Raw genomic sequence first — 23328 nt, 5'->3', positions numbered from 1 at the left:
GTCGCTACTTACTGCTGCTTAGCGGTGGTCCTCTTCACGGTGCTGCTCGTTGTGGCCGCCGCCTTGGCCTTGTGGGTGAGGCTGCTGTGCGGGCGCGGCTTCATGATGCTCGACGTGCGGCGGTTGAGGTTGCGGCTGGGGCTGCGGACGCGGCGACTCCGGACGCGGTTCGGGCCGAGGCAGCGGTTGCGACGGGTGAATTTCCACCGGACGCGGCGACTGTGCCGATGGGCGCGGCGCTTCGAAGTGCTGCTCAGACTGACGCGGCTCAGGACGCGGTTGCGCTTGCGGCTCTGGGCGCGGGCGTTCCTGCGGAGCGGGTGCGGTCGGCCGGATGACTTCAGCGGGGTGCGGTTGTGGTTGTTGCGCCTGCACCGGACGATGCTCCTCGCCGCGCATGCCTTCCTGCGGCTGCGGACGTGACGTCATCCCGGTGGGCGACTGCGGGGGCAGCGCGGGCTTGGGCAAGACGGCGCGCTCCTCACCACGACGTTGCTCCTGCGGGGGCTGTGCACCGGGTTGTTGTCCGGGGCGCGTGGTCGTGCCCGGCGCCGTGAAGGCTTGCGGCGCAGGCGGCTGTGCGCCATGCGGGGCTTGTGCATTCCCCGGCATCGGCTCGTTGTTGGCACCGCGCGGGCCATTGGGTTCGTTGCCTGGGCGCGGCGCACCTTCACCATGCGGCATGTTGGCCGGTGTGGCGCGCGTGAGGCGCAGACCAGCCGCCTGCGCACCCACCGGCATCGGTTGCACGCCGGCATTGGCGGGGCCACGTACCGGTGCGATGTGCGCGGGGGCATTGCCGCCCGTCCACGCCGGGCCGGCGCCGGCCAACGTGCCGCCTTGGGCGTGGAAGCGCTCGGCCAATGCATCGTGCCCACCCGCCGGCGCCTGCGGTGCGCGCACAGCAATGGCTTGCCGCGAGAACACCTGTGCCGGCGGCAACGGATGCGCACCGTTGGCGGCAGCCGCGCCCACCAGGCTTGCCTTCACCGGTGCCAGCGCGGGCGTTGACACAATCTGCGCATGCGCAAGTTGCGCGCGCATCTGCTCGGGGCGCAGTGTCGTCATCGCCGGGCCGACCGGCTGGCCGCTCACGAATGTCTTGGCGGGTACGGCCGTCAGTGCGGCGGGGTTGTTGGCGTTGACATACGTGACGCGGTTCACATTGGTGATGTTGGTCACGTTGTTGTTGATGATCGTCTTGTTGACCGTGACGTTGTTCACCACCACCGTCTTGTTGATGTTGGTGACGTAGGTGGGACTGGCGGCATACACGGGGCGATACGCCTCGCCTGGCGCCAGCGGGAACCACGCGACGCCCGGCGAGCCGATCGAGATGTTGATGCCCCAGCTCACACCGCCGCCACCGCCACCGCCCACAAAACCGACCAGCGCCGGCGCATACACCGGACGCGGTACCACCGGCCCCGGAACCCAGCACCACGTCGCGCCCACATAGGCCCAGCGGCCATAGTGGAACGGCGCGAAGCCCCACGGCTGATCGTCAACCCACGTCCAGCCCCACGGTGCGACCCATGCCCAGTGGCCCGTGCGATACGGCGCCCAGCCGGTTGGCACCGCGCTCGGCACCCACACGGCGCCGTAGCCGTCTTCCTCGCGCCATGAGCCGTAGCCGTCCAGGGCTTCGTAGCCGGTCATTTCGCGGCCGACGTAGCGGGCCGAGATTGAAGCATCTTCGCGCGCGTCGCGCGATTCGGCCCAGCGGTCGAAGCCGTCGCGGCCGGGGTTGTCCATGCCACCGGCCTCGGCCAGGTCGGTGCCGCCAAAGCGGATCTGCTGGCCAGCGCCCAGCGGGGTCGAGCGATCGTCGCCATAGGCCGTGCCCTGACCGTGCCAGACAGTGACGGTGGTGCTGGAGCCATCGGGAGCCACGTCGAGGCGGTACTCACCCGGCGCCTGCGGTGTGAAGGCGAGGTTCGGCGTATCGATCTCGATGGTCTGATCGGGCGGCAACGCCCGCACGCGTACCGACAAGGCGCCCTGCGTCAGCTTGACTTGCGTATTGCGATCATCCAGGTCGACCAGCGTGGCGCCGGTGTTCTGGCCGAGGCGCAGCGCGGTGGAGCCGACGTGCAGCTCGCTGCGGCTGCCCTGGTCGGACCAGAGTCGGTCGCCAGTCGTGAATGGGCGGTTGAGGGTGGCGCCGGCCCAGTCGTCGGAGCCGGCAGGCGCAAAGCTCACCGCACCCGAAAAGTCAGACAGCCGCGCAACGCGCGACGCCGGATCAGCGGCCAGCGCCGCGCGCGACCCGCAGACCAGCAGCACCGCGGCAATACCCACGGCGCGCAACACGTGCGGCAGCCGCACACCGGAGAGACGGAGAGAACGGCGGGATGGAGTGGTGGACATGATGAGCCCTCGTTTTTGTGGCGGCACGTGCCGCGTGGATGTCTCCATTTAACGCAGCAGGCGGCGAAGGGTCGACCTGGCTTTGTAAGGGCGTGTATCGGGGGAGGGACCATGCGGCGGCACGGACCGTGCTCACCCGTGAGGGGGTGCTTACGCAAAGTGCGCAGGCAAAAAAAAGCGCGCGGGCCGGGGAGCACCGCGCGGACGGGAAATCCCTTCGAGGGGTCAATTCGAAAGGAAGGGGTAACCTCGCAGCGCAACCGCCGTGTCTGGTGTGCGCCGCATTGCTGGGAAGAGAACCCGGCTGGCGCACAACAATTGGACACAAAGACGTCGCGTGCCGAGGCATTGTGGGCGACGAGGGGGCCACAAGGCGTAACAAAATGTGTCGGATTGCAATCGAATGCAAGTGCTGTAAGAACCCGCCTGGCGTGGTGCAACAAGCGCTGGAAAGCACGTTCTGGGGAACGTCTGCTGCACCTGCACAGTCCCACGACTCTGCCGCGCAGGGGCGCGGGGCTTGAGGATAGGCGGGCCTGCCACGTGCGGACCCGTCTGGGGTGTTGGGTCATAGGAGGGAAGCATGCACAGGCAGACGGTGCATTGTTGGGCGCATTCGGCGGCACGGAAATCGGCCGGAGGCGGCGTTTTTGTTACCTTGATGGCGGCAGTCTGCGCGGTCGGTTCGGCACATGCCGCGGGCGAAGCGGCCTCTGCGCCGTCTACGGCGCCCGCAAGTGCATCTGCCGCCTCTGCACCTGTTGCTTCCACGCCAGCCACCCCCCTTGCAAAACCGCAGGACCCACGCGAACGCCACGCCGGCACGTTCTGGCAAGGCACGGTCGGCAAGGGAGCCGACAACCCCGGCTGGAACGTCTGGCTGAGCGTGTACGACCCGCCTCCCAAGGCGCGTGACCAGGACAAGGACCCGGTCGCTGACACGCTCACCGGCGATGCCTACGATGACCGCCCCCAAGGCCGCACCATGTGGACCATCGAAGGCCGCAACGCGCCCGAACGCCGCTTCGTGTGGCGTGAGCGCGCCGATGCTCTCGACCCCAGCGGCCAGCCCATGGTGCGCGAGGGCGGTACGCTCTCCGGCGCGTTGTCAGCCGACGGCACCGCCGCCACCGGCACTTGGAGCGACGGCGGCCGCAGTCAGCCCTTCACGCTCAAGCGCGTAGCGCGCTATCGCGAAGTGACCGGCACCGCCGGCCAGGCCACCATCACCGAGCGCTACCCCGTGACCGGCGATGCGGCTGTTGATGCGCTGGTGCAATCGCTGCGCATCAACCGCTGCGATCAGTACGACACCGAATGCGTCATCCGCATCAGCGCCGTTGGCCTGGGCGACACGGTGAGCCTGCTGCGCATGGTCTGGGCGTACAGCGGTGGTGCGCACGGCAACTACGGCTTCACGGCGGGCAACTGGCGACGCGGCGCGCAGGGCTTCCAGCCGATCACCCTGGCGGATGTACTGAACCCGACGCCCACCTGCCTGCAAAGCTTCAATACGCAGATCGTCGATGCGCTCAAGCGCGAAGGCGCGCCCGAAGCCACGCGCGGCGTGCTCAAAGAGAAGGATCTGCGTAACCCGGCGTTTCCGTTTACGCTCCAAGGAGACCGCATCGTCGTGCACTACGGGCCGTATGAAGTGGGCCCGTATTCATCGGGCGCGTTCCGTGCCGCCGTGCGGGTCGATGATCTGGGTGCCGCGTGCAAGCGGCCCACTACCTGAACACGCGCTATCCATTCGCCATGTCCGCCAGTCCTTCCTACGTCGACGAACAAGCCATCATGCGCCGGCTGCTGTCCGGCAAGACCATCGCCGTGGTGGGTCTCTCACCGCGCCCCACGCGGCCGAGCTATGACGTGGCGCGCTATCTGCAGCAAGCCGGCTATCGCATCGTGCCGGTCAACCCGCAGCACGCTGGTGAAGACGTGCTGGGCGAGCCGTGCTACGGCACGCTGGCCGAAGCGGCAACAACACTGGCAGCCGCCGGCCAGCGCATCGACCTGGTCGACATCTTCCGCCGCGCAGAGCAGGTGCTGCCCGTTGTGCAGGAAGCCATTGCCGTGGGCGTGGGCGGCATCTGGGTGCAGCTGGGCATCGTCAACGATGAGGCAATGGCCGTCGCGCGCGCCGCCGGCATTCCAGCGGTGCAGGACCGCTGTACCAAGATCGAGCACTGGCGACTCGGTATCGGCGAGCGCGCCTGAAAGCGCCACCATTTATGACGGTAAACCGAGAGCGTTTCACCTAGGCTTTGGGCTCCAACTTTCAAGGAGCCCCCATGCCATTCCGACACTGGATCTCGACCATCGCCCTGGCCGCCGCATCGTCCCTGGCGGTTGCTGCTGAAGGCGGCCTGAGCGTGCACGTGCTCGATCAGCAAACCGGCACACCCGCAGCCGACATGCGCGTCACGCTAGAGGCCCGTACGGGCGGTGCCTGGCACACCATCGCCCGCGGCACGACCGATGCCGACGGCCGCATCAAGACGCTACTGAAAGCGGACCAGCCGCTTGCTGCTGGCGACTACCGTGCGACCTTCCATACCGGCGATTACTTCAGCGCGCATCACACGGCTACGTTCTTCCCCGAGGTGCCCGTCGTCTTTCACGTGCAGGACGCGGCGCAGCACTATCACATCCCGCTGCTGCTCAGTCCGTTCGGCTTCTCGACGTACCGTGGAAGTTAAAGCGGGCGTTGAAGCTCACGCGCTACACTTCGACGGTCATCGAAACTTGCACGAAGCATCCGCACCATGGCCGTCGATCCGCAGATCCTGCAGTTCTATCAACGCGTTGCCGAGCGCTTTGGCGCGTTGCCTGCGCCCGAAGATGCCCCCGCCCAACGCGAGCGCTTCGAGGCGATTGCCGCGCTCTCCGATCGACCCGATCCGGACAGCGTTGAAGCATCCGACCTGAGCCTGCCGCTGCCGGGCCGCACGCTGGATGCGATCGTCTTTCGGCCGAAGCACGTGGCCACGCCGCGCATGCTGGTGTGGTTTCACGGCGGCGGCTGGGTGGTGGGCGCGCCGCGCACGACGCACCGCATGCTGGCAGCGCTGCTCGCACAGGACACCGGCTGTGCGGTCGTGAGCGTGGACTATCGCCTTGCCCCTGAACATCCGTTTCCTGTGCCGGCCGATGATGCGCGGGATGCGCTGGTGTACCTGGCGGAGCAGCGCTCAAGCCTCGGGGTCGATCCCGATTTTCTGGCCGTGGGCGGGGATAGCGCGGGCGGGCATCTCGCCGTGCAAGCTACGGCAAGCGTGCGCCCGGGCCTCGTCAACGCGCAGCTGCTGGTCTACCCGGTGAGCACACCCGCCTTCGGCAGCGAGAGCTACAACGCCTTCGCGCAAGGGCCTGGCCTCACGCGCGACGATATGCGCTGGTACTGGGAGAAGTTCATCGGTGCTGAAGCGCTGACCAAGTCGTTGGCTGAGCAGGACGGGCGCATCTACCTGATGGCGCAGCCGCCGAAATACACGCCGCCCGACACGGTGGTCATCGTGGCCGCACACGACGTGCTGCGCGACGACGGCCTGCACTACGCCGACTACCTCGTGCAGCACGGCGCGCAGGTCATCACCATTGAAGCGTCAGGTATGACGCACGGCTTTGCGCGCATGCAACCCGACGTCGAGCGCGCACGCGAATGGATGCGCCGCGCGGCGCACGCATTCGTCGGGATGATCAGCGAGGAATAAGCAGGGACTAGCGTTGTGGTGCGCGACGCGGGCGGAACGCCGCCAGTACGCGCCGTGTGACGAACAGCGAGAGGTAGTCGTGCACGCTGGCGTCCGCCGACAATGCGCGCATGGTTTCCTGGTACTGAACGCGGACGAGATCAGCAGGTGCACCGGTGTCGTGTGCGATCTTGTCGATCTGTTCGTCCTGGTCTGCGATGGCGGTGCCCATTGCGGTTCCCCGTCGTTGCTGTGGCAGTGACATGCGCGGCTGGTTCGCGCGACGAGTGACCACTATAGGTAACGCGCAGGAACAATCCAGCCCTGTTGCAAAGCTTTCAGCGCGCTGTCTGCGCAGCATCAAAATGGTGCTACTGCGATGCCGTTGCCAGTGCAAAGACTGCACCGGCAAGACGCATTTACCGCTTATTTGCCCCAGTTTGCGGGCATGCTCTGCAGGCCGATGGCGGCACCCGACGCATCGGTAATGCGTGCCAGCTCACGATACGCAATCGCCTGAACGCGCTCGGGCAGCGGTACGAATTTGGCCTTGGCGGCCAGCTCGTCGCCGTGGAAGTAGCCCCACGTCAGAAACTTCAACGCCGCCAGCGTGCGCGGGCCGGACTGGCTCACCGCCGGTACCACGATGAAGGTGCCCATGGTGATCGGCCAGGTCTCTGCACCCGGCAGGTTGACCAGCGGCGCGGTGAACTCACCCTTGCGGTTCCAGGCGCTCTGCACCACGGCCTCGCGGAAGCCATTGACCTGTGCGCTCACGAAGCGGCCGGCGGCGTTGCGCAACTGCACGGCGTTCAGATCGTTGTCGAGGATGTAGTTGTAGTCGACATAGCCGATGGCGCCAGGCGTCGCCTGCACAGTCTTGACCACGTCGCCGCTGCCTTTGACGCCAAGGTAGTCCGCCGGCCAGGCGATGGTCGACTTGGTGCCGTAGGTGGTCTTCCAGTCGGGGCTGACGGCGCTCAGGTAATCGGTGAAGTGGTATGTGGTGCCCGAACCATCGGCGCGCACTACGAGGCGGATCTTCAGTTTGGGCAGCGCCACGCCGGGGTTCAGCGTGCGCAGTTCGGGCGCGTCCCAGCTATCGATCTTGCCCAGGAAGATCTGGGCCAGCACTTCGCCCGTCAGCTTGAGCTGGCCGCGCGCCACGCCCGGCACGTTGATGAACGGCACCGCGCCCGTCACCACCGACGGCACGCACACCAGGCCCGCCTTGGCCGCATCGGCGGAAGACAGCGGCACGTCCGACGCACCGAAATCCACCGAACCTGCGCGGATACGCTTGATGCCCTCGCCCGAGCCCACGGCGTCGTAGTTGAGCGTGATGCCCGACGACGCGGCATACCCCGCCGACCAGACGCGATAGACCGGCGCAGCAGCGGTCGACCCCGCTCCACGAACCTCAGCGCGAGCGAGAGCGGAAAAGCCTGCGGCGACAACGGCCAGGGCCAGAACAGCGTGCTTGAACATGAGACGACCTGCGGGCAGCGGAATGCGAAGCCTGAAATTGTAGCGATGCGCGTGCTGCAGTGCGGCATGCTGCGTTGATAGAGCCCATCTACAACAAGGGGATGTGTTGTAAGACGTTCCGCAAACGTTGGGCAGTGTAGGGGGTGGATTAGGCGGTTTTGATTAAGCCTGGATCGGGCTGGCCATGCTACCGAACATCACCGGCGGCCGGCTCACGTACCAAACAAAAAAGCGCCGGACCTTGCAGCCCAGCGCTTCGCATTCGCAGCAACGCGGTCGTGCGTTATTTCACCAACCCTTCCACCGTCATCGCCTCCTGCACCGCAGCCCGTGCACCCACCCGCGCCATGTACGCCTGCACATTCGGATATGCCCCCATCGGCAGTGCCAGGAAGTTGGCCCAGTTCAGTATCGTAAAGGCGTAAGCATCGGCCACGCTGTAGTCCTCCGCCAGATACGGCTGCTTGGCCAGGCGGGCATCCAGTTCAGCAAAGCGCTTGGCCAGTTTGTCTTTGGCGCCTTGGCGTGTGACGTCGGGCGTTTCCTTGTACCAGAGCGGGCCGAAGCCCTTGTGCAGTTCGGTGCTGACAAAGGTCAGCCACTCGATCACCGCCAAGCGGCGTGCGCTGCCGGCCTTGCCGATGAGCGCCTGGGTCGGGTCGAGGTCGGCCACGTATTGCAGCAGTGCAGCGGCTTCGGTGTGGCGTGATCCGTCGGCCAGCTCCAGCAGCGGCACGTAGCCGCGCGGCGAGATCGTATAGAAATCCGTGCCGTCGGCGGTGAGATGCTTGGTGAGGTCGACCGAGGTCACGTCAAACTTGGCGCCGACTTCACGCAGGGCGATGTGCACAGCCAGCGAGCAGGCACCGGCGGAGTAATAGAGCTTCATGATCGTTTTCTCATCCATCAAGTTGGAAAGCCGCCAACTGCGATGGAGTGCCAGCGGCAGCGGTGTCGACACTGTAGGATTGCATCCATGCCAATGAAATAGGCAACACAGAAAACCATGCATGCAGAAACGCAATACCGGCTGAGCGCCGCCGACCTGGAAGTCGTGCTGGCGATGGCGCGCACCGGCACGCTGGCGGCAGCGGGCGATCGGCTGGGCGTGGATGCGTCCACCGTGTTCCGGTCTCTGCAGCGTATCGAACGGGGGCTTGGGCAATCGTTGTTTGCGCGCTCGCGTACGGGGTATCTGGCCAACGAGCTGGCGCAATCATTGGCTGAGCGGGCGGAGCAGGTGGAGGCCGCGCTGGAGGGCGCACGCTCTGCGGTGCATGCCGCGCCGGATCAGGTGTCGGGCACGGTGCGCATTACCACCACCGACACCATCCTGGTCGGCCTGGTGGCCCCCGCGTTGAAGGCGTTGCAAGCGCAGCACCCAAACCTGACCTATGACCTGCGCGTGGGCAACGAGCTGGCGAGCCTGACCCGCCGCGATGCCGACATCGCCGTGCGCGCCACCCGCCGCCCGCCGCAGCACTTGGTCGGCAAACACCTGGGGCCGATTCGCGTGGGGCTCTATGCGGGGCGCGGTTGCGACACCACGTATGCCGACGTGGAAGCGGGCCGCGCGCCGTGGATTGCCATTGACGATGCGATTCCGGAGCACCCCTCCGTGGCCTGGCGCAAGCGGCACTTCCCCAAGGTGGTCCCCACCTACTTCGTCAATAGCCTGCAGATCGCGGCGGAGATGGTGGCGATAGGGTCGGGCATCGCCATCCTTCCCGTGGTGATGGCGCAGGCGCGCAGTGATCTGGTGTCGCTGCGGGACTTGCAGGACGCGAACCAGTCGGAACTGTGGTTGCTGACGCATCCGGAGTCGCGCCACCTGCGGCGGATTGCGACGGTGTACGGGCATCTGGCGCAGGTGTTGCGCATGCCGTGAGGCGTGGTCAGTTGGCGATGGCCGTGGTTGGCACAACGTCGCCCTCGTCGGCAACCAGCGCGGCACGCCGGCGCAAATCCTCCGTCGTCTCGCCGTTGCCGTCGGGCCGCCAGCCCGGCGGGCGGAACAGGTAGCCAAACACCTCGGGTGCCGAACGGGCAGTCTTCAGGTCCTGCCACAACCCGCGCCACTGGCTGAACTCGATGGTCAGCAGGTTGTATGTGCGCAGCGGGTGCACCAGGCCATAGCGACAGGGCACGTCTTTGCGCTCGGGGATGTAGGTGCCGAACAGGCGGTCGAAGATGATCAGCACGCCGCCGTAGTTGCCGTCGAGGTATTCCAGGTTGGCGGCGTGATGCACGCGGTGCGCCGACGGCGTGTTCAGGAACCACTCCAGCGGCCCGAGACGCGGAATCCACGTGGCGTGAATCCAGAACTGGTACAGCAGGTTCAGCGACAGCAGCATCAGCACGATGCGCGGCGGCATGCCCAGCAGCGGCGCCAGCGAGAAGAAGAGCAGGGTGCCGGTCAGCTTGCCCGTCCAGCCAAAGCGGTAGGCGGCCGACAGGTTCAGATCGTTGGGCGAGTGGTGGACGGCGTGGGTGCACCAGAACCAGCGCACACGGTGCGCGGCGCGGTGGTACCAGTAGTAGCAGAACTCCTGGCCGAGAAAGCAGGCTGCCCAGCCGGTCCAGTTGTCCATCGGCAGGGTCCACAGGCGGTGCTGGTAGATCCAGTCCAGGCCTTGCAGCCAGAACGCCATCGGCAACAGCCAGCGCAGTGGGTACTCGCGTACCAGGAAATCGACCACTGACACGCCAGCGGCTTTCCAGTCGTAGTTGCTCCAGCCGCGCAGGAACGACAGCGCCAGCGCCTCGGCCAATGACGACACCAACACGAGCACGACGGCAATCTTCAGGATGGTGAACAGCACGGCCATGGCGCGGGGCTCCGGTGGGGTGCCAAGGACACTACCGCAACGCTAAGGTGCCCACAATCCGAGGGAACGCCAGAAAGCGGGGGCAGCCTATCGGCTTTCGCCGGACTGCCACGTCTATCAGTGAAACACGATGGCACCGTTGTCGGCGCACATCTCAAAGGCCTTTTTCCAGTCGGCGTAGGACTCCTTGAAATACGGGTCCGGATGCTTTTCAGCCGCTTCGCTGTACTGGACGAAGTCCTGATAGACCTTCTTGCAGGCGATTGGGCCGATGACGCCTTCTGCGTCGGAGAAATTGATCAACTCCCAGAACGGCCCCTGCTGAAGCCTCCACGCAGTGGCGTCGTATCGAAGCTCCGTCTTGCCGAGGAATTCGTATGGGCTTGCCTTGTAGCCGGCCAGCTTGGCGAGTTCATTTCGCCAGGCGTTGTAGCCCGAATACGACCCCGCGCGAAACTCAAACGACGACTTGAACGCGTAGACCGTGCCGCTTTGCAGGTCGTCGAAACGCTCGGGGAAGTTGACCGGGGACAGGATCACCTGGTTCTTTCCCTGTGGTTGGCCATCGGAATCGAGGGTGGGTGCGGTGACTTGGGTCAGGCCGCTGAGCGCGGTGATATCGAGTCCGGCGCGGGCAACTGAGGCGGACAGAAGCAGAGCGAGGGCCAAAAGAATCTTTTGCATGCGTGACGGTTGTCCGAGGAAGGGCGAAGGCCCGTGATGCCTGGGCAACTGACATTGTTGACTTCGGCGCACTCACACAACAACCCCACTGCGCGCACATACCCCTCATACGTCGGGGGTGCCATTCCTGCTTTGCGCCTCAAGTTCGCTCCAACACTGCCGTAGCTTGCTCAGTGGCCCCCCAACAGCCCGCGGTTCGCCGTTCTGGAGGGCGCAACGGTAGCACCGAGCGCTGTACGCAGTCTGATTCACGCAGGACATTCCACCTATAAGAATCATGATCTCCTCTCTTCGGACCCGCATTCTCCTCATCTCGTCGGCCACCGTGATCGGCGCTCTGGCACTGTCCGGCGCCGCCACGTATTCCATCGTGCGCAGCAATACGATGGAATCGATCGACCAGAACCTCGCTGCTATCGCCAGCGGCAACACGCTCGCCATCGACAAGTGGGTGGCCGCCAAGGCGCAGGCCGTGAAGGCCACCGCCGAGGTGGTCGAACACGGCGATCCGCAGGGCTTCGGCAAGCACATGGGCAATGCCAATGGCTTCCCGATCATCACCATCGGCTGGACGGACAAGACGTTCTTCTCCACCAGCTCCACCACGCCCAAGGACTACGACCCGACCGGGCGGCCCTGGTATAAGCAGGCCATCGAAGCCGGCAAGCTGCTCGTAACCAAGCCCTACGGCGATGTGTCGACCGGTGTGCAGTACGTGTCGTTTGCCGCACCGCTCGTGCACAACGGTGAAACGACCGGCGCCATCTCGGGCGCCGTGCCGCTCGACGGCGTGCGTGAAGTGGTGGCTGCCGTGCACCCCACGCCGTCCAGCCTCGCCTTTGTGGTCGCCAAGGATGGTCAGGTGATCGCCCACCCCGACGCCAAGCTGATGCTCAAGCCGGCCACCGACGTGGCGGCTTCGCTCAATGCCGATACGCTCGCCACACTGGCCAAGGCCAGCACCCCGCTGGAAGTGGAGTTGGCCGGCGCGCCCAAGCTGCTCAAGGCGCAGGCCGTGCAGGGCACCGACTGGTATCTGGTGATCGCCCTGGACAAGGCCGAAGCCACCGCCGGCTTGCGCAACGTCGTCAAGGCACTGGCTGTGGCCATGGTGCTGCTGACGCTGGCCGCCGTGGGCATCGCCGCGTTCTTCACGTCGCAATCGTTCCGCCGCCTGTCGCAAGTGCGCGATGCGATGGAGACCATCGGCGCCGGTGGTGGCGACCTGACGCATCGCCTGCCCGTGGTCGGCAATGACGAAGTCGCGCAGATCAGCGCCGCGTTCAACACCTTCATCGACAAGATTGGCGAAGTGCTGCTGGAAGTGCGCGCCAGCGTCGACAGCATGAAGTCGGCCACCGGCGAGATCGAAATGGGCAACCGCGATCTCTCCAACCGCACCGAGGTCTCGGCGAGCAACCTGCAGGAAACCTCTGCCGCGCTGACCGAGCTGACCACCAGCGTGAAGAACTCCGCCGATGCGGCCGTGCAGGCCACGCGCCTGGCGAGCGACGCCAGCGATGCCGCCACGCGCGGCGGCGAGGTGGTGTCGAGCGCCGTGAGCACGATGGACGAGATTGCCAAGTCGTCGGCGCGCATCACCGAAATCATCGGCGTGATCGACAGCATTGCATTCCAAACCAACATCCTGGCGCTCAACGCGGCCGTAGAAGCTGCCCGTGCCGGCGAAAACGGCCGCGGCTTTGCCGTGGTGGCCGGTGAGGTGCGCACGCTGGCGCAACGCAGCGCCACCGCCGCCCGCGAGATCAAGGACCTGATCCAGGCCTCGGAGGCCAGCGTGAAGACCGGCGCGCAGCGCGTGCAGGCCGCCGGCGCGACGATGCAGGAGATCGTGTCCGGCATCGAGCGTGTCGCCCGCATCATCGGCGAGATCGACGGTGCGATGCACGAGCAGAGCAGCGGCATCAGCCAGATCGACCGCAGCGTCGCCGAGATGGACCAGGCCACACAGCAGAACGCGGCGCTGGTGGAGCAATCGACCGCCGCATCGGCGATGCTCAACGAGCAGGCACAGGGTCTGGCGCGCACGGTGGGGCTGTTCAAGTTGCGCGCGGGCTAAGCCGCCTCGTCACGGCACGCTCCGGAATCGCCCTAACTCTTCGCGCCCGCCCGCCGATGCGACAATCGCCACGGACTGCCGCACTCCGACGGCGGCCGCGCAAAGAGGAGGCATCATGCACCGCACTCTGGTTGGCATTCGGGCGGCCAGCGCCGTCGCCGTACTTGTTGGTTGCACCGGCGCGTTAGCCCAGGCATCGGCGCCGGCCGCGCTCACCCCGCAGCTCATCAACATGGGCAGCATGACGGCGGAGGAGATCGGCCCCGTCATCGCCGAAATGGGCACGTTGCGCACCAAAACGCTGGTGAATGCCGCCAACGGCACGGTGGGCGTTCAGGTGGGTACGGTCGCCAAGCACACGCATACCTATTCGGACGAGATTCAGTACGTGATGGCCGGTACGGCCACGTTCTGGCTCGACAACGCGCCACGTGAGGTGCGGGCGGGGGATCTGGTCGTTATCCCGCGCGGGGTGGTGCACGGCACGCTGACCACCAGCCCGGATTTCAAGGCCATGGCGATCAAGCTGCCGCCGCAGCGGGCGGGGGATACGCAAAAGGTGCCCTGAGCTGTGCCGAGTATTGGCGTGGATCAGCCCGGGATAAAAACACCATCCCTTACAATGGCGCCCTCATCAAGAGTCCAACGCCATGTCCGCACCGCTCGCCAACGACACCTTCCTGCGCGCCCTGCGCCGCCAGCCGACCGACTACACGCCGCTGTGGCTGATGCGCCAGGCAGGCCGTTACCTGCCGGAGTACAACGCTACGCGTGCCCGCGCCGGCAGCTTCCTGGGCTTGGCCAAGTCGCCGGCATATGCGACGGAAGTGACGCTGCAGCCGCTGGACCGCTATCCGCTGGACGCGGCCATCCTGTTCTCCGACATCCTGACCGTGCCCGACGCCATGGGCCTGGGCCTGTCGTTCGCGCAGGGCGAAGGCCCGCGCTTTGCCAAGCCGGTGCGCACGGAGGCGGACGTGGCCGCGCTGTCGGTGCCGGACATGTCGTCGTTGCAGTACGTGTTTGACGCCGTGGCGGAAATCCGCCGCGCGCTCGTGCAGGACGGCCGCCAGCGCGTGCCGCTGATCGGCTTCTCGGGCAGCCCGTGGACGCTGGCCTGCTACATGGTCGAAGGTGGCGGCTCGGACGACTTCCGCACCGTCAAGTCGATGCTCTACGCGCGCCCGGACCTGATGCACCGCATCCTGGAGATCAACGCGCAGGCCGTGATCGACTACCTGAACGCGCAGATCGAGGCCGGCGCCCAGGCCGTGCAGGTGTTCGACACCTGGGGCGGCGCGCTGGCCGATGGCATCTATCACGAGTTCTCGCTGGCCTACATGCAGCGTGTGGTGGAAGGCATCCGCGCCGGGGCCGACGGCCAGCGCGTGCCGGTCATCCTGTTCACCAAGGGCGGCGGCCTGTGGCTCGAAGCCATGGCCGAGACCGGCGCCGATGCGCTGGGCGTGGACTGGACGGTCAACCTGCAGCTCGCCCGCCAGCGCACCGGCGGCCGCGTCGCCCTGCAAGGCAACCTTGACCCGACCGTGCTGTTCGCGGCACCCGACGCCATTCGCACGCAAGTGCGCCGCGTGTTGGAAGACTACGCGGCCAGCGGCGACAGCGATGGCCACATCTTCAACCTGGGCCACGGTATCTCGCAGTTCACGCCGCCCGAGGCGGTGACGGTGCTGGTGGACGAGGTGCATAGCTTCAGTCGTGCACTGCGCAAAAAAGCCGCGTAACAGAATCATGGTGCGGTGCGATGGCGTTTGAATTGAGCCATCGCAGTGCGTGAAGCCGAGCGCATGGGTGGAACGCTCGCCGCTTTGGTGCAAAGAGGGTGAGCGTCTACTCGCATGCCCGGGCCCGCAGATTGGCCCCAAAGGGGTGTCAAGCGATTTATTTCGCGCACTTTGGTGCGTAACCTGACTGTCAAGACTTGACTTATGCACAAAGCTGTCGCGGCTGGCTTTTTTCGCGGCGCAACACAGTCGGGTTTGTGCGCTCATCGCATAAGTGTTTGATTTTTTTGAGGGAATGGCGCGCGCGCCGAAATCGTGCAAGCCAGAAAAACGGCGGATTCATCGGCTTTCCCGGGCGCTGCGGGCGACTTTTCAACAAAGTTATCCACAGCCTGTGTGGATAGACCTAAAAATCGGCCACCGATCAGGGTGCCACTGCGTAAACCTCAAGTGATACTTGAAGATTGAGTCAGGCAGGGCAATCACTGTGCTGGCAAGGTGAGACGGGCGCCGCGCTTTCGCCAGGTGCGTGATGCGTCGCTGCACCGCAACAATTCCTTTGCAATTCAACCGTTTGCCTCTCGGATGACCACCGCACAAGCCGACACCGTGTTTCCCGATGCCGTGGCGGATACCGAGGCCGCAGCCGCCATCGCACGGGTGGTGATCGACACGCCGCTCGATGCCGTGTTCGATTACCGGTGTGCGCAGCCGGTGTTGCCGGGGCAACTGGTGGTCGTGCCGTTCGGCAACCGCCGCGTGGTGGCATTGGTGGTGGAAACCGCCGCCACCACCGAGGTGCCGCAAGACAAGCTGCGTGACGTGGAGCGCGTGCTCGACTGGGTGCCGCCGCTCAATGCCGAATGGCGTGCGCTGGCCGAATTTGCCGCCGGCTACTACCACCGCGCGCTGGGCGAAGTGACGTTGCCAGCGCTGCCGCCGCTGTGGCGCACACCCGGTAGCTGGGACAACCTCGCGCGCCAAGCCACTGAAACCGTCTATGTGATGCAGGAGCCTGCATCGACCGTCGGCGCCGCGTTGCTCGACAGCGTGCCCAAGCGCGCGACCGGCGCCATGCGGCTGGCTGAAGCGCTGACTGGCGACGGCGAGCTTTCCACCAGTGCCGCCGTCGCATTGCACGGGCAGGCCGTGGCCAAGCTGCGCGACTGGGCCGCCGTCGGCTGGCTACGCGCCGAACTGCGGCCGAAGGCGCTGCTACCGCAGCCGCTGGAATTGCCCGAGCCGTCCGTCGCGCCCGCCCTGAACGCCGAGCAGGCCACCGCCGTCGCGGCCATCGCGCAGGGTGGGGCGAGCGGTGCGTTCAGCCCCTTCCTGCTCTACGGCGTGACCGGCAGCGGCAAGACCGAGGTCTACCTGCACGCCATCGCCGATGCCCTGGCGCGCGACGCCAACGCGCAGGTGCTGATGCTGGTGCCCGAGATCAACCTGACGCCGCAGTTGGAAGCGCGCATCGCGGCGCGTTTTCCGGGCGTGCCCATGGCGGCGCTGCACAGCGGCCTAGCCGAACAACCCCGGGCCCTGAACTGGCTGGCCGCGCATCGCGGCGAGGCGCGCATCGTGCTCGGCACCCGGCTGGCGATGCTGGCGTCGCTGCCCAACCTGGCGCTCATCCTCGTCGACGAAGAGCACGACACGTCCTACAAGCAGCAGGAAGGCCTGCGCTACTCCGCGCGCGATCTGGCGTTGTGGCGGGCCAAGCAGCGCAACATCCCCGTCGTGCTGGGGTCGGCCACGCCGTCGCTGGAAACCTGGTGGCGCGCCGAGCAGAGCGCCACCACGCGCTTGACGCTGTCGCAGCGCGCGCAGGCCGAGGCGGTGCTGCCGCGCGTGTCGCTCATCGACCTGAATCTGGAACGCCGCGCCGGGCGCGAGATTCGCGATGGGCTGTCCAAGCCGCTGGTCGATGCGATGGCCGATCGCCTCGCGCGTGGCGAACAGAGCCTACTGTTCCTCAACCGCCGGGGCTATGCGCCGGTGCTGTCCTGCGATGCGTGTGGCTGGCTGTCGGGGTGCCCGCGGTGCTCCGCGTACCTGGTGCTGCACAAGCCGGAACGGCGCCTGCGCTGCCACCACTGCGGTTACGAATCGCGCATTCCGCATCACTGCCCCGACTGCGGCAACGTCGATATCGCCCCGCTCGGGCGCGGTACCCAGCGCATCGAAGAGACGCTCGGCGAGCTGTTTCCACAGGCACGTGTCGCCCGCATCGACGCCGATTCCACCCGCCGCAAGGGCAGTGCCGAAGCGCTGTTCGACACCGTGCACGAAGGCAGCGTCGACATCCTGATCGGCACGCAGATGGTCGCCAAGGGGCACGACTTCCAGCGCGTGACGCTGGTGGGTGTCGTGGCACCGGACCCTTCGCTGTTCTCGCATGATTTCCGCGCCGGGGAGCACCTGTTTGCCTCGCTGATGCAGGTGGCGGGGCGCGCCGGACGTGCCGGGTTGGCGGGCGAGGTGCTGATCCAGACGCGCTATCCGGATGCTCCCGCGTTGCAGGCACTCGTGCGCCATGACTACGGCGGGTTCGCGCGCCAGTTGCTGCGGGAGCGCAAGCAGGCCGGGTTGCCGCCGTTTGCGTACCAAGCGCTGCTGACCACCGAGCACAAGGAAGTGGCGCGTGCGCTGGAATTCCTCGCCGCCGCCCGGGCGCTGGGCGAAACCCTCGTCGCAGAGTTGGGGGCACCGGTGTTTCTGCATGATCCGGTGCCGATGACCATGGTGCGGCTAGCCAACCGCGAGCGGGCGCAACTGCTGGTGGAATCGGCTTCTCGCGCTGCGCTGCAGAAGCTGCTGTCTGCCTGGACCGAGCGGTTTGGGGAGATTACGAAGACAGTGAAAGGGGTGCGGTGGCAGTTGGAGATTGATCCGTTGCGGATCTGAGCGCCGCAACGCACCCCGGGGGGCTGGCACCCGCCCCAAAACCAAGCACGCGTCACGTGCGGTTGCACCAAATCTACCCCCTTCGATGCAAGGGGTTTTACTAGGTTGCACCTTCAAATCCACCGGGCGTATGATCCGCTTCGATTTGCCGGCCACAAGCTTTGGCAATGGCAGCTACGGATAGGAACCCACATGGCTACAACCACCCTCGGGGTCAAGCTGGACGATGCTTCGCGTGAACGCCTCAAGCGCGTTGCGCAGTCCATTGACCGCACGCCGCACTGGCTGATCAAGCAGGCGATCTTCACGTATCTGGATCAAGTGGAGCGGGGGCAGCTGCCAAATGACGTAAAAGCAGACGCAAACGGCACGGCGGCGGATGGCCTCCCGTCCGCCGCCGCCGCCGTCTCGGATGTGCACGAGGGTGATGACCCTGCGGTGCAACCGTTCCTCGAATTCGCACAAAGCGTGCAACCGCAATCGGTGCTGCGCGCGGCTATCACCGCCGCATATCGCCGGCCGGAAACCGAAGCCATTCCGATGCTGCTGGAGCAGGCCCGCCTGCCGGTCGCGCTCGCCTCGGAAGCCAAGCAACTGGCACGTGATCTCGCCGGCAAGCTGCGTACGCAAAAGGTTGGCACCGGCCGCGAAGGTCTGGTGCAGGGCCTGATTCAGGAGTTCTCCCTGTCGAGCCAGGAAGGCGTGGCGCTGATGTGCCTGGCCGAAGCGCTGCTGCGCATCCCCGACAAGGCCACGCGCGACGCACTCATCCGCGACAAGATCAGCAACGGCAACTGGCACTCGCACGTCGGCCAGAGCCCGTCGTTGTTCGTCAACGCCGCCACCTGGGGCCTGCTGCTCACGGGCAAGCTGGTCGCCACGCACAACGAAGCCGGGCTGTCGAAGGCGCTCACGCGCATCATCGGCAAGAGCGGCGAGCCGCTGATCCGCAAGGGCGTGGACATGGCGATGCGCCTGATGGGCGAGCAGTTCGTCACCGGCGAGACCATTTCCGAAGCGCTGGCCAACGCGCGCAAGTTTGAAGCCGAAGGCTTCCGCTACTCCTACGACATGCTCGGTGAAGCCGCCATGACGGAGGAAGACGCGCAGCGCTATCTCGCGTCGTACGAACAGGCCATCCGCGCGATCGGGCAGGCTTCGGGCGGACGCGGCATCTACGAAGGGCCGGGCATCTCGATCAAGCTGTCGGCGCTGCACCCGCGCTACAGCCGCGCGCAATACGATCGCACCATCAACGAGCTGTACCCGCGCGTGAAGGCGCTGGCCGTGCTGGCGCGTGAATACGACATCGGCATCAACATCGATGCGGAAGAGGCCGACCGCCTGGAGCTGTCGCTCGATCTGCTGGAGCGCCTGTGCTTTGCGCCCGAGCTGGCCGGCTGGAACGGCATCGGCTTCGTGGTGCAGGGTTACCAGAAGCGCTGCCCGTTCGTGCTCGACTTCATCATTGATCTGGCCCGTCGCAGCAAGCACCGCCTGATGATCCGCCTGGTCAAGGGCGCCTATTGGGACAGCGAGGTCAAGCGCGCTCAGGTCGAGGGCCTGGAGGGCTATCCGGTCTACACGCGCAAGGTCTACACCGATGTGTCGTACCTGGCCTGCGCGCGCAAGCTGCTGGCCGCGCCGGAGGCGATCTTCCCGCAGTTCGCCACGCACAATGCCCACACGCTGGCCGCGATCTACCAGATGGCCGGCCAGAACTACTACCCCGGCCAGTACGAGTTCCAGTGCCTGCATGGCATGGGTGAACCGCTGTACGAGCAGGTGGTCGGCAACAAGCCCGGCAAGCTCAACCGCCCGTGCCGCATCTACGCGCCGGTCGGTACGCATGAAACGCTGCTGGCTTACCTGGTGCGCCGTCTGCTGGAAAACGGCGCCAATACCTCGTTCGTGAACCGCATTGCGGACGAGTCGATTTCTCTGGACGACCTCGTCGCCGATCCGGTGGCGGTGGTGGAACGGATGCACGCCGATGAAGGGACGCTCGGCATGCCGCATCCGAAAATTCCGCTGCCGCGCCACCTCTACGGTGACGTTCGCGCAAACTCGTCGGGCATTGACCTGGCGAACGAGCAGCGCCTGGCGTCGTTGTCGTCCGCCCTTCTTGCTGGCACCAGCACGGTCTGGACCGCCGCACCGACCATCGGTGATGCACCGTACGCTGGTGGCACGCCGCAGCCGGTACGCAATCCGTCGGACCTGCGCGACATCGTTGGCCATGTGACCGAAGCCACCGAGGCCGACGTTGATGCCGCACTCGCTGCTGCCGCTGCTGCCGCGCCGATCTGGCAAGCCACGCCGCCCGAAGCGCGCGCCGCGCTGCTCGATCGCGCCGCCGATCTGATGGAAGGCGAGATGCAGCACCTGATGGGGCTGATCATTCGCGAAGCGGGCAAGACGCTGTCCAACGCCATCGCTGAAGTGCGTGAAGCCGTGGACTTCCTGCGCTATTACGCAGCGCAAGTGCGCGGCGGGTTCTCGAACGACACGCACCGCCCGCTGGGCCCGGTGGTCTGCATCAGCCCGTGGAACTTCCCGCTGGCGATCTTCACCGGCCAGGTGAGCGCGGCGCTGGCCGCCGGCAACCCTGTGCTGGCCAAGCCCGCTGAACAGACCCCACTGATCGCCGCCCAGGCCGTGCGCATCCTGCGCGAAGCTGGTGTGCCGGCCGGTGCCGTGCAATTGCTGCCGGGCCGTGGCGAGACCGTGGGTGCGGCGCTGGTGAAGGATGGGCGCACCAAGGGCGTGATGTTCACCGGCTCGACTGAAGTCGCGCGCATTCTGCAGCGCACGCTGGCCGGTCGCCTGGATGCCAACGGCGCACCGATTCCCCTGATTGCCGAAACCGGCGGCCAGAACGCGATGATCGTGGATTCGTCCGCGCTGGCCGAGCAGGTGGTGGCGGACGTGCTGTCTTCCGCGTTTGATTCCGCAGGCCAGCGTTGCTCGGCACTGCGTGTGCTGTGCGTGCAGGACGACGTGGCCGACCGCGTGCTCACGATGCTCAAGGGCGGCATGGCCGAGTTGGCGATGGGCAACTCGGATCGCCTGTCGACCGACGTGGGCCCGGTGATTGACGCCGAAGCGCGCAACAACATCGTCGGCCATATCGAAGCGATGCGCGCCAAGGGCCGTCGCGTGCATCAGACGCCGGTGCCGGAAGCCTGCGCGCACGGCACCTTCGTGCCGCCAACGGTAATTGAACTCGACAGCCTGACGGACCTGACGCGCGAAATCTTCGGCCCGGTGCTGCACGTGGTGCGCTGGAAGCGCTCAGCAGACAACGCCGGCCTGACCAAGCTGATCGAGCAGATCAACGGTACCGGCTACGGCCTGACGCTGGGCATCCACACGCGTATCGACGAGACCATCGCGCACGTGGTGGACCGCGCGCACGTCGGCAACCTGTATGTGAACCGCAATATTGTGGGCGCTGTGGTGGGCGTGCAGCCGTTCGGCGGCGAGGGCCTGTCGGGCACCGGCCCGAAGGCGGGCGGCCCGCTGTATCTGCTGCGTTTGCTGTCGACCTGCCCGCAGGACGGCATGCGCACTGCGCTGTCGCTCACCGCGGGTGCTGGCACCGAAGTGGACACCGAAGCGCGCCGCGCACTGCTCGCGCCGTTCGATGCGCTGGTTGACTGGGCACGCAAGCAGTCGCCCGTGGCGCAGTTGGCCAACCTGACGGCGCTGTGCGAACGCCTGGCGGCTGCCTCGGCCACCGGTGCCACGGCAACGCTGCCGGGCCCGACGGGTGAGCGCAATACCTACACGCTGTTGCCGCGCGAAGCCGTGCTGTGCGTGGCAGTGGATCCGGCCGACTGGCTGCGCCAACTGGCCGCCGTGCTGGCGGTCGGCAGCATGGCTGTGGTGCTGGAAAACCCTGCTGTAGAAGCTGTGTTGCGGGAGTTGCCGCCGGCAGTACAATCGCGCGTCCGTGTGGTGCCGGCCCTGGATGGGGCCGCGTTCGACGCGGTGCTGCACCACGGCGATTCGGACCATCTACGCGCCATCTGCGAAGGGCTGGCACGACGCGCCGGCCCGATCGTGGGGGTGCAAGGCCTGCCGCACGGCGGGGAAGGGCTGGCGCTGGAGCGCCTGCTGATCGAGCGTTCGCTATCGGTCAATACGGCCGCGGCGGGTGGCAACGCCAGCCTGATGACCATCGGCTGACGGGGAGCACGAGCAGGATTCGCGGTTTCACCCACACGACGGGTGCGGGTGGAATGCGAAGCGGGAGGAGGGCGATGGTGATCCCGTCGCGCTATTGATCCAAATTGCGTTTGAACTAGGAGACGCACAAATGAAACTGAAACAACTGTGGGTGGCGGCGGCACTGTGTGCGCTGGGTAGCGCAGCATCGGCGCAGGAAGTCATCAAACTGGGCTTTGCTGCCCCGATGTCGGGTCCGCAAGCGCAATACGGCACGGACATGAAGAACGGTGCGACCCTGGCTGTTGAAGAGTTCAATGCCACGCACCCGAAGATCGCCGGTAAGGAAGTCAAGTTCCAACTCATGGCCGAAGACGACCAGGCTGACCCGAAGACGGGCACTGCCGTCGCACAGAAGCTGGTGGATAGCGGCATCAAGGGCATGCTCGGCCACTTCAACTCGGGCACCAGCATTCCGGCATCGCGCGTGTACAACCAGGCCGGCATCGCGCAGATCGCCATGGCGACGGCTCCGGAATACACCAAGCAAGGCTACAAGACGACCTTCCGCATGATGACCTCCGACACCCAGCAGGGTTCGGTGGTCGGCACCTTCGCGGTCAAGAAGCTGGGCTACAAGAACATCGCCATCATTGACGACCGCACCGCCTACGGCCAAGGTCTGGCTGACGAGTTCGAGAAGGCTGCCAAGGCTTCCGGCGCCACCATCGTGCGTCGTGAGTACACCAACGACAAGGCCAGCGACTTCAAGGCCATCCTGACGCAGATCAAGAGCAAGAACCCGGATGCCGTGTTCTACGGCGGCGCCGAAGGCCAATCCGCGCCGCTGCTCAAGCAGATGCGCGAACTGGGCATCAAGTCCACGCTGATGTCGGGCGAAATGTCCAAGACCGACGAATTCATCAAGCTGGCCGGCCCGCAAGCGGCCGAAGGCATGGTGGCATCGCTGGCTGGCCTGCCGCTGGAGCAGATGCCCGGCGGCGCGGGCTACAAGCAGCGCTATGAGAAGCGCTTCGGCACGCCGGTGCAGACGTACTCGCCGTACGCTTACGACGGCGCGATGGCCCTGATGAAGGCCATGGTGGCTGCCGGCTCGTCGGACCCGGCCAAGTACCTGCCGATCCTGGCGGCGACCAACGCACAAGGCGTGACCGCCAAGCACTACGCCTACGACGACAAGGGCGACCTGAAGGACGGCGGCATCACCGTCTACAAGGTCACCGGTGGCAAGTGGGCACCGCTGGAAAGCGTGGGCGGCAAATAAGCCCCCGTCGACCGGCTCTGCGCCGTTCGCAGCATGAGAAGCCGCCCTTCGGGGCGGTTTTTCTTTGTCCGGCGCCGGC

17 protein-coding genes are annotated in these 23328 nt (G+C 66.1%); 11 read left to right on the top strand and 6 right to left on the bottom strand.

Translation table 11 applies throughout. From position 1 onward, the window contains the following. Window positions 1-18: 18 nt before the first annotated feature. Window positions 19-2370, bottom strand: coding sequence for a DUF6600 domain-containing protein (locus F7R11_RS01345; protein WP_064805719.1), 2352 nt, complete (start codon window positions 2368-2370; stop codon window positions 19-21). A gap of 661 nt (window positions 2371-3031) precedes the next feature. On the opposite strand from F7R11_RS01345, the gene F7R11_RS01340 reads away from it, so the two are divergent. From F7R11_RS01340 to F7R11_RS01325, 4 genes are all read left to right on the top strand, one after another. Then, window positions 3032-4108 (top strand): RsiV family protein, encoded by a 1077-nt coding sequence (locus tag F7R11_RS01340; protein WP_231973125.1) that lies wholly within the window; start codon window positions 3032-3034, stop codon window positions 4106-4108. 20 nt (window positions 4109-4128) lie between these two features. Next, window positions 4129-4590 carry a CoA-binding protein gene (locus F7R11_RS01335; protein WP_064806493.1) on the top strand — a complete coding sequence of 154 codons (462 nt, stop codon included), beginning with the start codon at window positions 4129-4131 and terminating at the stop codon, window positions 4588-4590. Window positions 4591-4664: 74 nt separating this feature from the next. Continuing rightward, window positions 4665-5072 (top strand): hydroxyisourate hydrolase, encoded by a 408-nt coding sequence (gene uraH, locus F7R11_RS01330; protein ID WP_064805715.1) that lies wholly within the window; start codon window positions 4665-4667, stop codon window positions 5070-5072. Window positions 5073-5138: 66 nt separating this feature from the next. Continuing rightward, on the top strand, window positions 5139-6086 hold the full coding sequence (locus tag F7R11_RS01325; RefSeq protein ID WP_064805713.1) for an alpha/beta hydrolase: 948 nt from the start codon (window positions 5139-5141) through the stop codon (window positions 6084-6086). A gap of 7 nt (window positions 6087-6093) precedes the next feature. On the opposite strand, the gene F7R11_RS01320 is transcribed toward F7R11_RS01325, so the two are convergent. The 3 genes from F7R11_RS01320 to gstA form a co-directional block, all read right to left on the bottom strand. Further along, window positions 6094-6297, bottom strand: a complete 204-nt coding sequence (locus tag F7R11_RS01320) for a DUF3562 domain-containing protein (protein WP_021197171.1) — start codon at window positions 6295-6297, stop codon at window positions 6094-6096. Between the two features lie 194 nt (window positions 6298-6491). After that, complete coding sequence (gene pstS, locus F7R11_RS01315; protein ID WP_064805711.1) at window positions 6492-7553, bottom strand: phosphate ABC transporter substrate-binding protein PstS; 1062 nt, start codon at window positions 7551-7553, stop codon at window positions 6492-6494. A 283-nt stretch (window positions 7554-7836) separates the two neighbouring features. Continuing rightward, a complete protein-coding gene (gene gstA, locus F7R11_RS01310; RefSeq protein WP_064806491.1) occupies window positions 7837-8442 on the bottom strand; it encodes a glutathione transferase GstA in 606 nt (201 codons plus the stop codon). A gap of 117 nt (window positions 8443-8559) precedes the next feature. Between gstA and F7R11_RS01305 the strand changes: the two genes are divergently transcribed. Beyond that, the gene (locus F7R11_RS01305; protein ID WP_064805709.1) at window positions 8560-9441 is read left to right on the top strand and encodes a LysR family transcriptional regulator; all 882 of its coding nucleotides are present in this window, start codon (window positions 8560-8562) and stop codon (window positions 9439-9441) included. A gap of 7 nt (window positions 9442-9448) precedes the next feature. Here F7R11_RS01305 and F7R11_RS01300 read toward each other — a convergent pair whose 3' ends face one another. Together F7R11_RS01300 and F7R11_RS01295 are read right to left on the bottom strand one after the other, a co-directional pair. Continuing rightward, window positions 9449-10381, bottom strand: coding sequence for a sterol desaturase family protein (locus F7R11_RS01300; RefSeq protein ID WP_064805707.1), 933 nt, complete (start codon window positions 10379-10381; stop codon window positions 9449-9451). 117 nt (window positions 10382-10498) lie between these two features. Beyond that, on the bottom strand, window positions 10499-11065 hold the full coding sequence (locus tag F7R11_RS01295) for a hypothetical protein (protein WP_064805705.1): 567 nt from the start codon (window positions 11063-11065) through the stop codon (window positions 10499-10501). 277 nt (window positions 11066-11342) lie between these two features. On the opposite strand from F7R11_RS01295, the gene F7R11_RS01290 reads away from it, so the two are divergent. From F7R11_RS01290 to F7R11_RS01265, 6 genes are all read left to right on the top strand, one after another. After that, window positions 11343-13145 carry a methyl-accepting chemotaxis protein gene (locus F7R11_RS01290; protein WP_021197177.1) on the top strand — a complete coding sequence of 601 codons (1803 nt, stop codon included), beginning with the start codon at window positions 11343-11345 and terminating at the stop codon, window positions 13143-13145. 115 nt (window positions 13146-13260) lie between these two features. Then, window positions 13261-13713, top strand: coding sequence for a cupin domain-containing protein (locus F7R11_RS01285; protein ID WP_021197178.1), 453 nt, complete (start codon window positions 13261-13263; stop codon window positions 13711-13713). An 82-nt stretch (window positions 13714-13795) separates the two neighbouring features. Beyond that, complete coding sequence (gene hemE, locus F7R11_RS01280; protein ID WP_064805702.1) at window positions 13796-14890, top strand: uroporphyrinogen decarboxylase; 1095 nt, start codon at window positions 13796-13798, stop codon at window positions 14888-14890. Between the two features lie 585 nt (window positions 14891-15475). Continuing rightward, the gene (locus tag F7R11_RS01275) at window positions 15476-17794 is read left to right on the top strand and encodes a primosomal protein N' (RefSeq protein WP_064806489.1); all 2319 of its coding nucleotides are present in this window, start codon (window positions 15476-15478) and stop codon (window positions 17792-17794) included. 192 nt (window positions 17795-17986) lie between these two features. After that, window positions 17987-21985, top strand: a complete 3999-nt coding sequence (gene putA, locus F7R11_RS01270) for a trifunctional transcriptional regulator/proline dehydrogenase/L-glutamate gamma-semialdehyde dehydrogenase (RefSeq protein WP_064805696.1) — start codon at window positions 17987-17989, stop codon at window positions 21983-21985. Between the two features lie 130 nt (window positions 21986-22115). Further along, complete coding sequence (locus tag F7R11_RS01265) at window positions 22116-23249, top strand: branched-chain amino acid ABC transporter substrate-binding protein (RefSeq protein WP_021197182.1); 1134 nt, start codon at window positions 22116-22118, stop codon at window positions 23247-23249. Window positions 23250-23328: the final 79 nt, after the last annotated feature.

The organism is Ralstonia insidiosa (assembly GCF_008801405.1).
GTDB lineage: Bacteria > Pseudomonadota > Gammaproteobacteria > Burkholderiales > Burkholderiaceae > Ralstonia > Ralstonia insidiosa.
The sequence above is the reverse complement of the archived record's forward strand: the minus strand, read 5'-3'. Positions and strand labels throughout refer to the sequence as shown.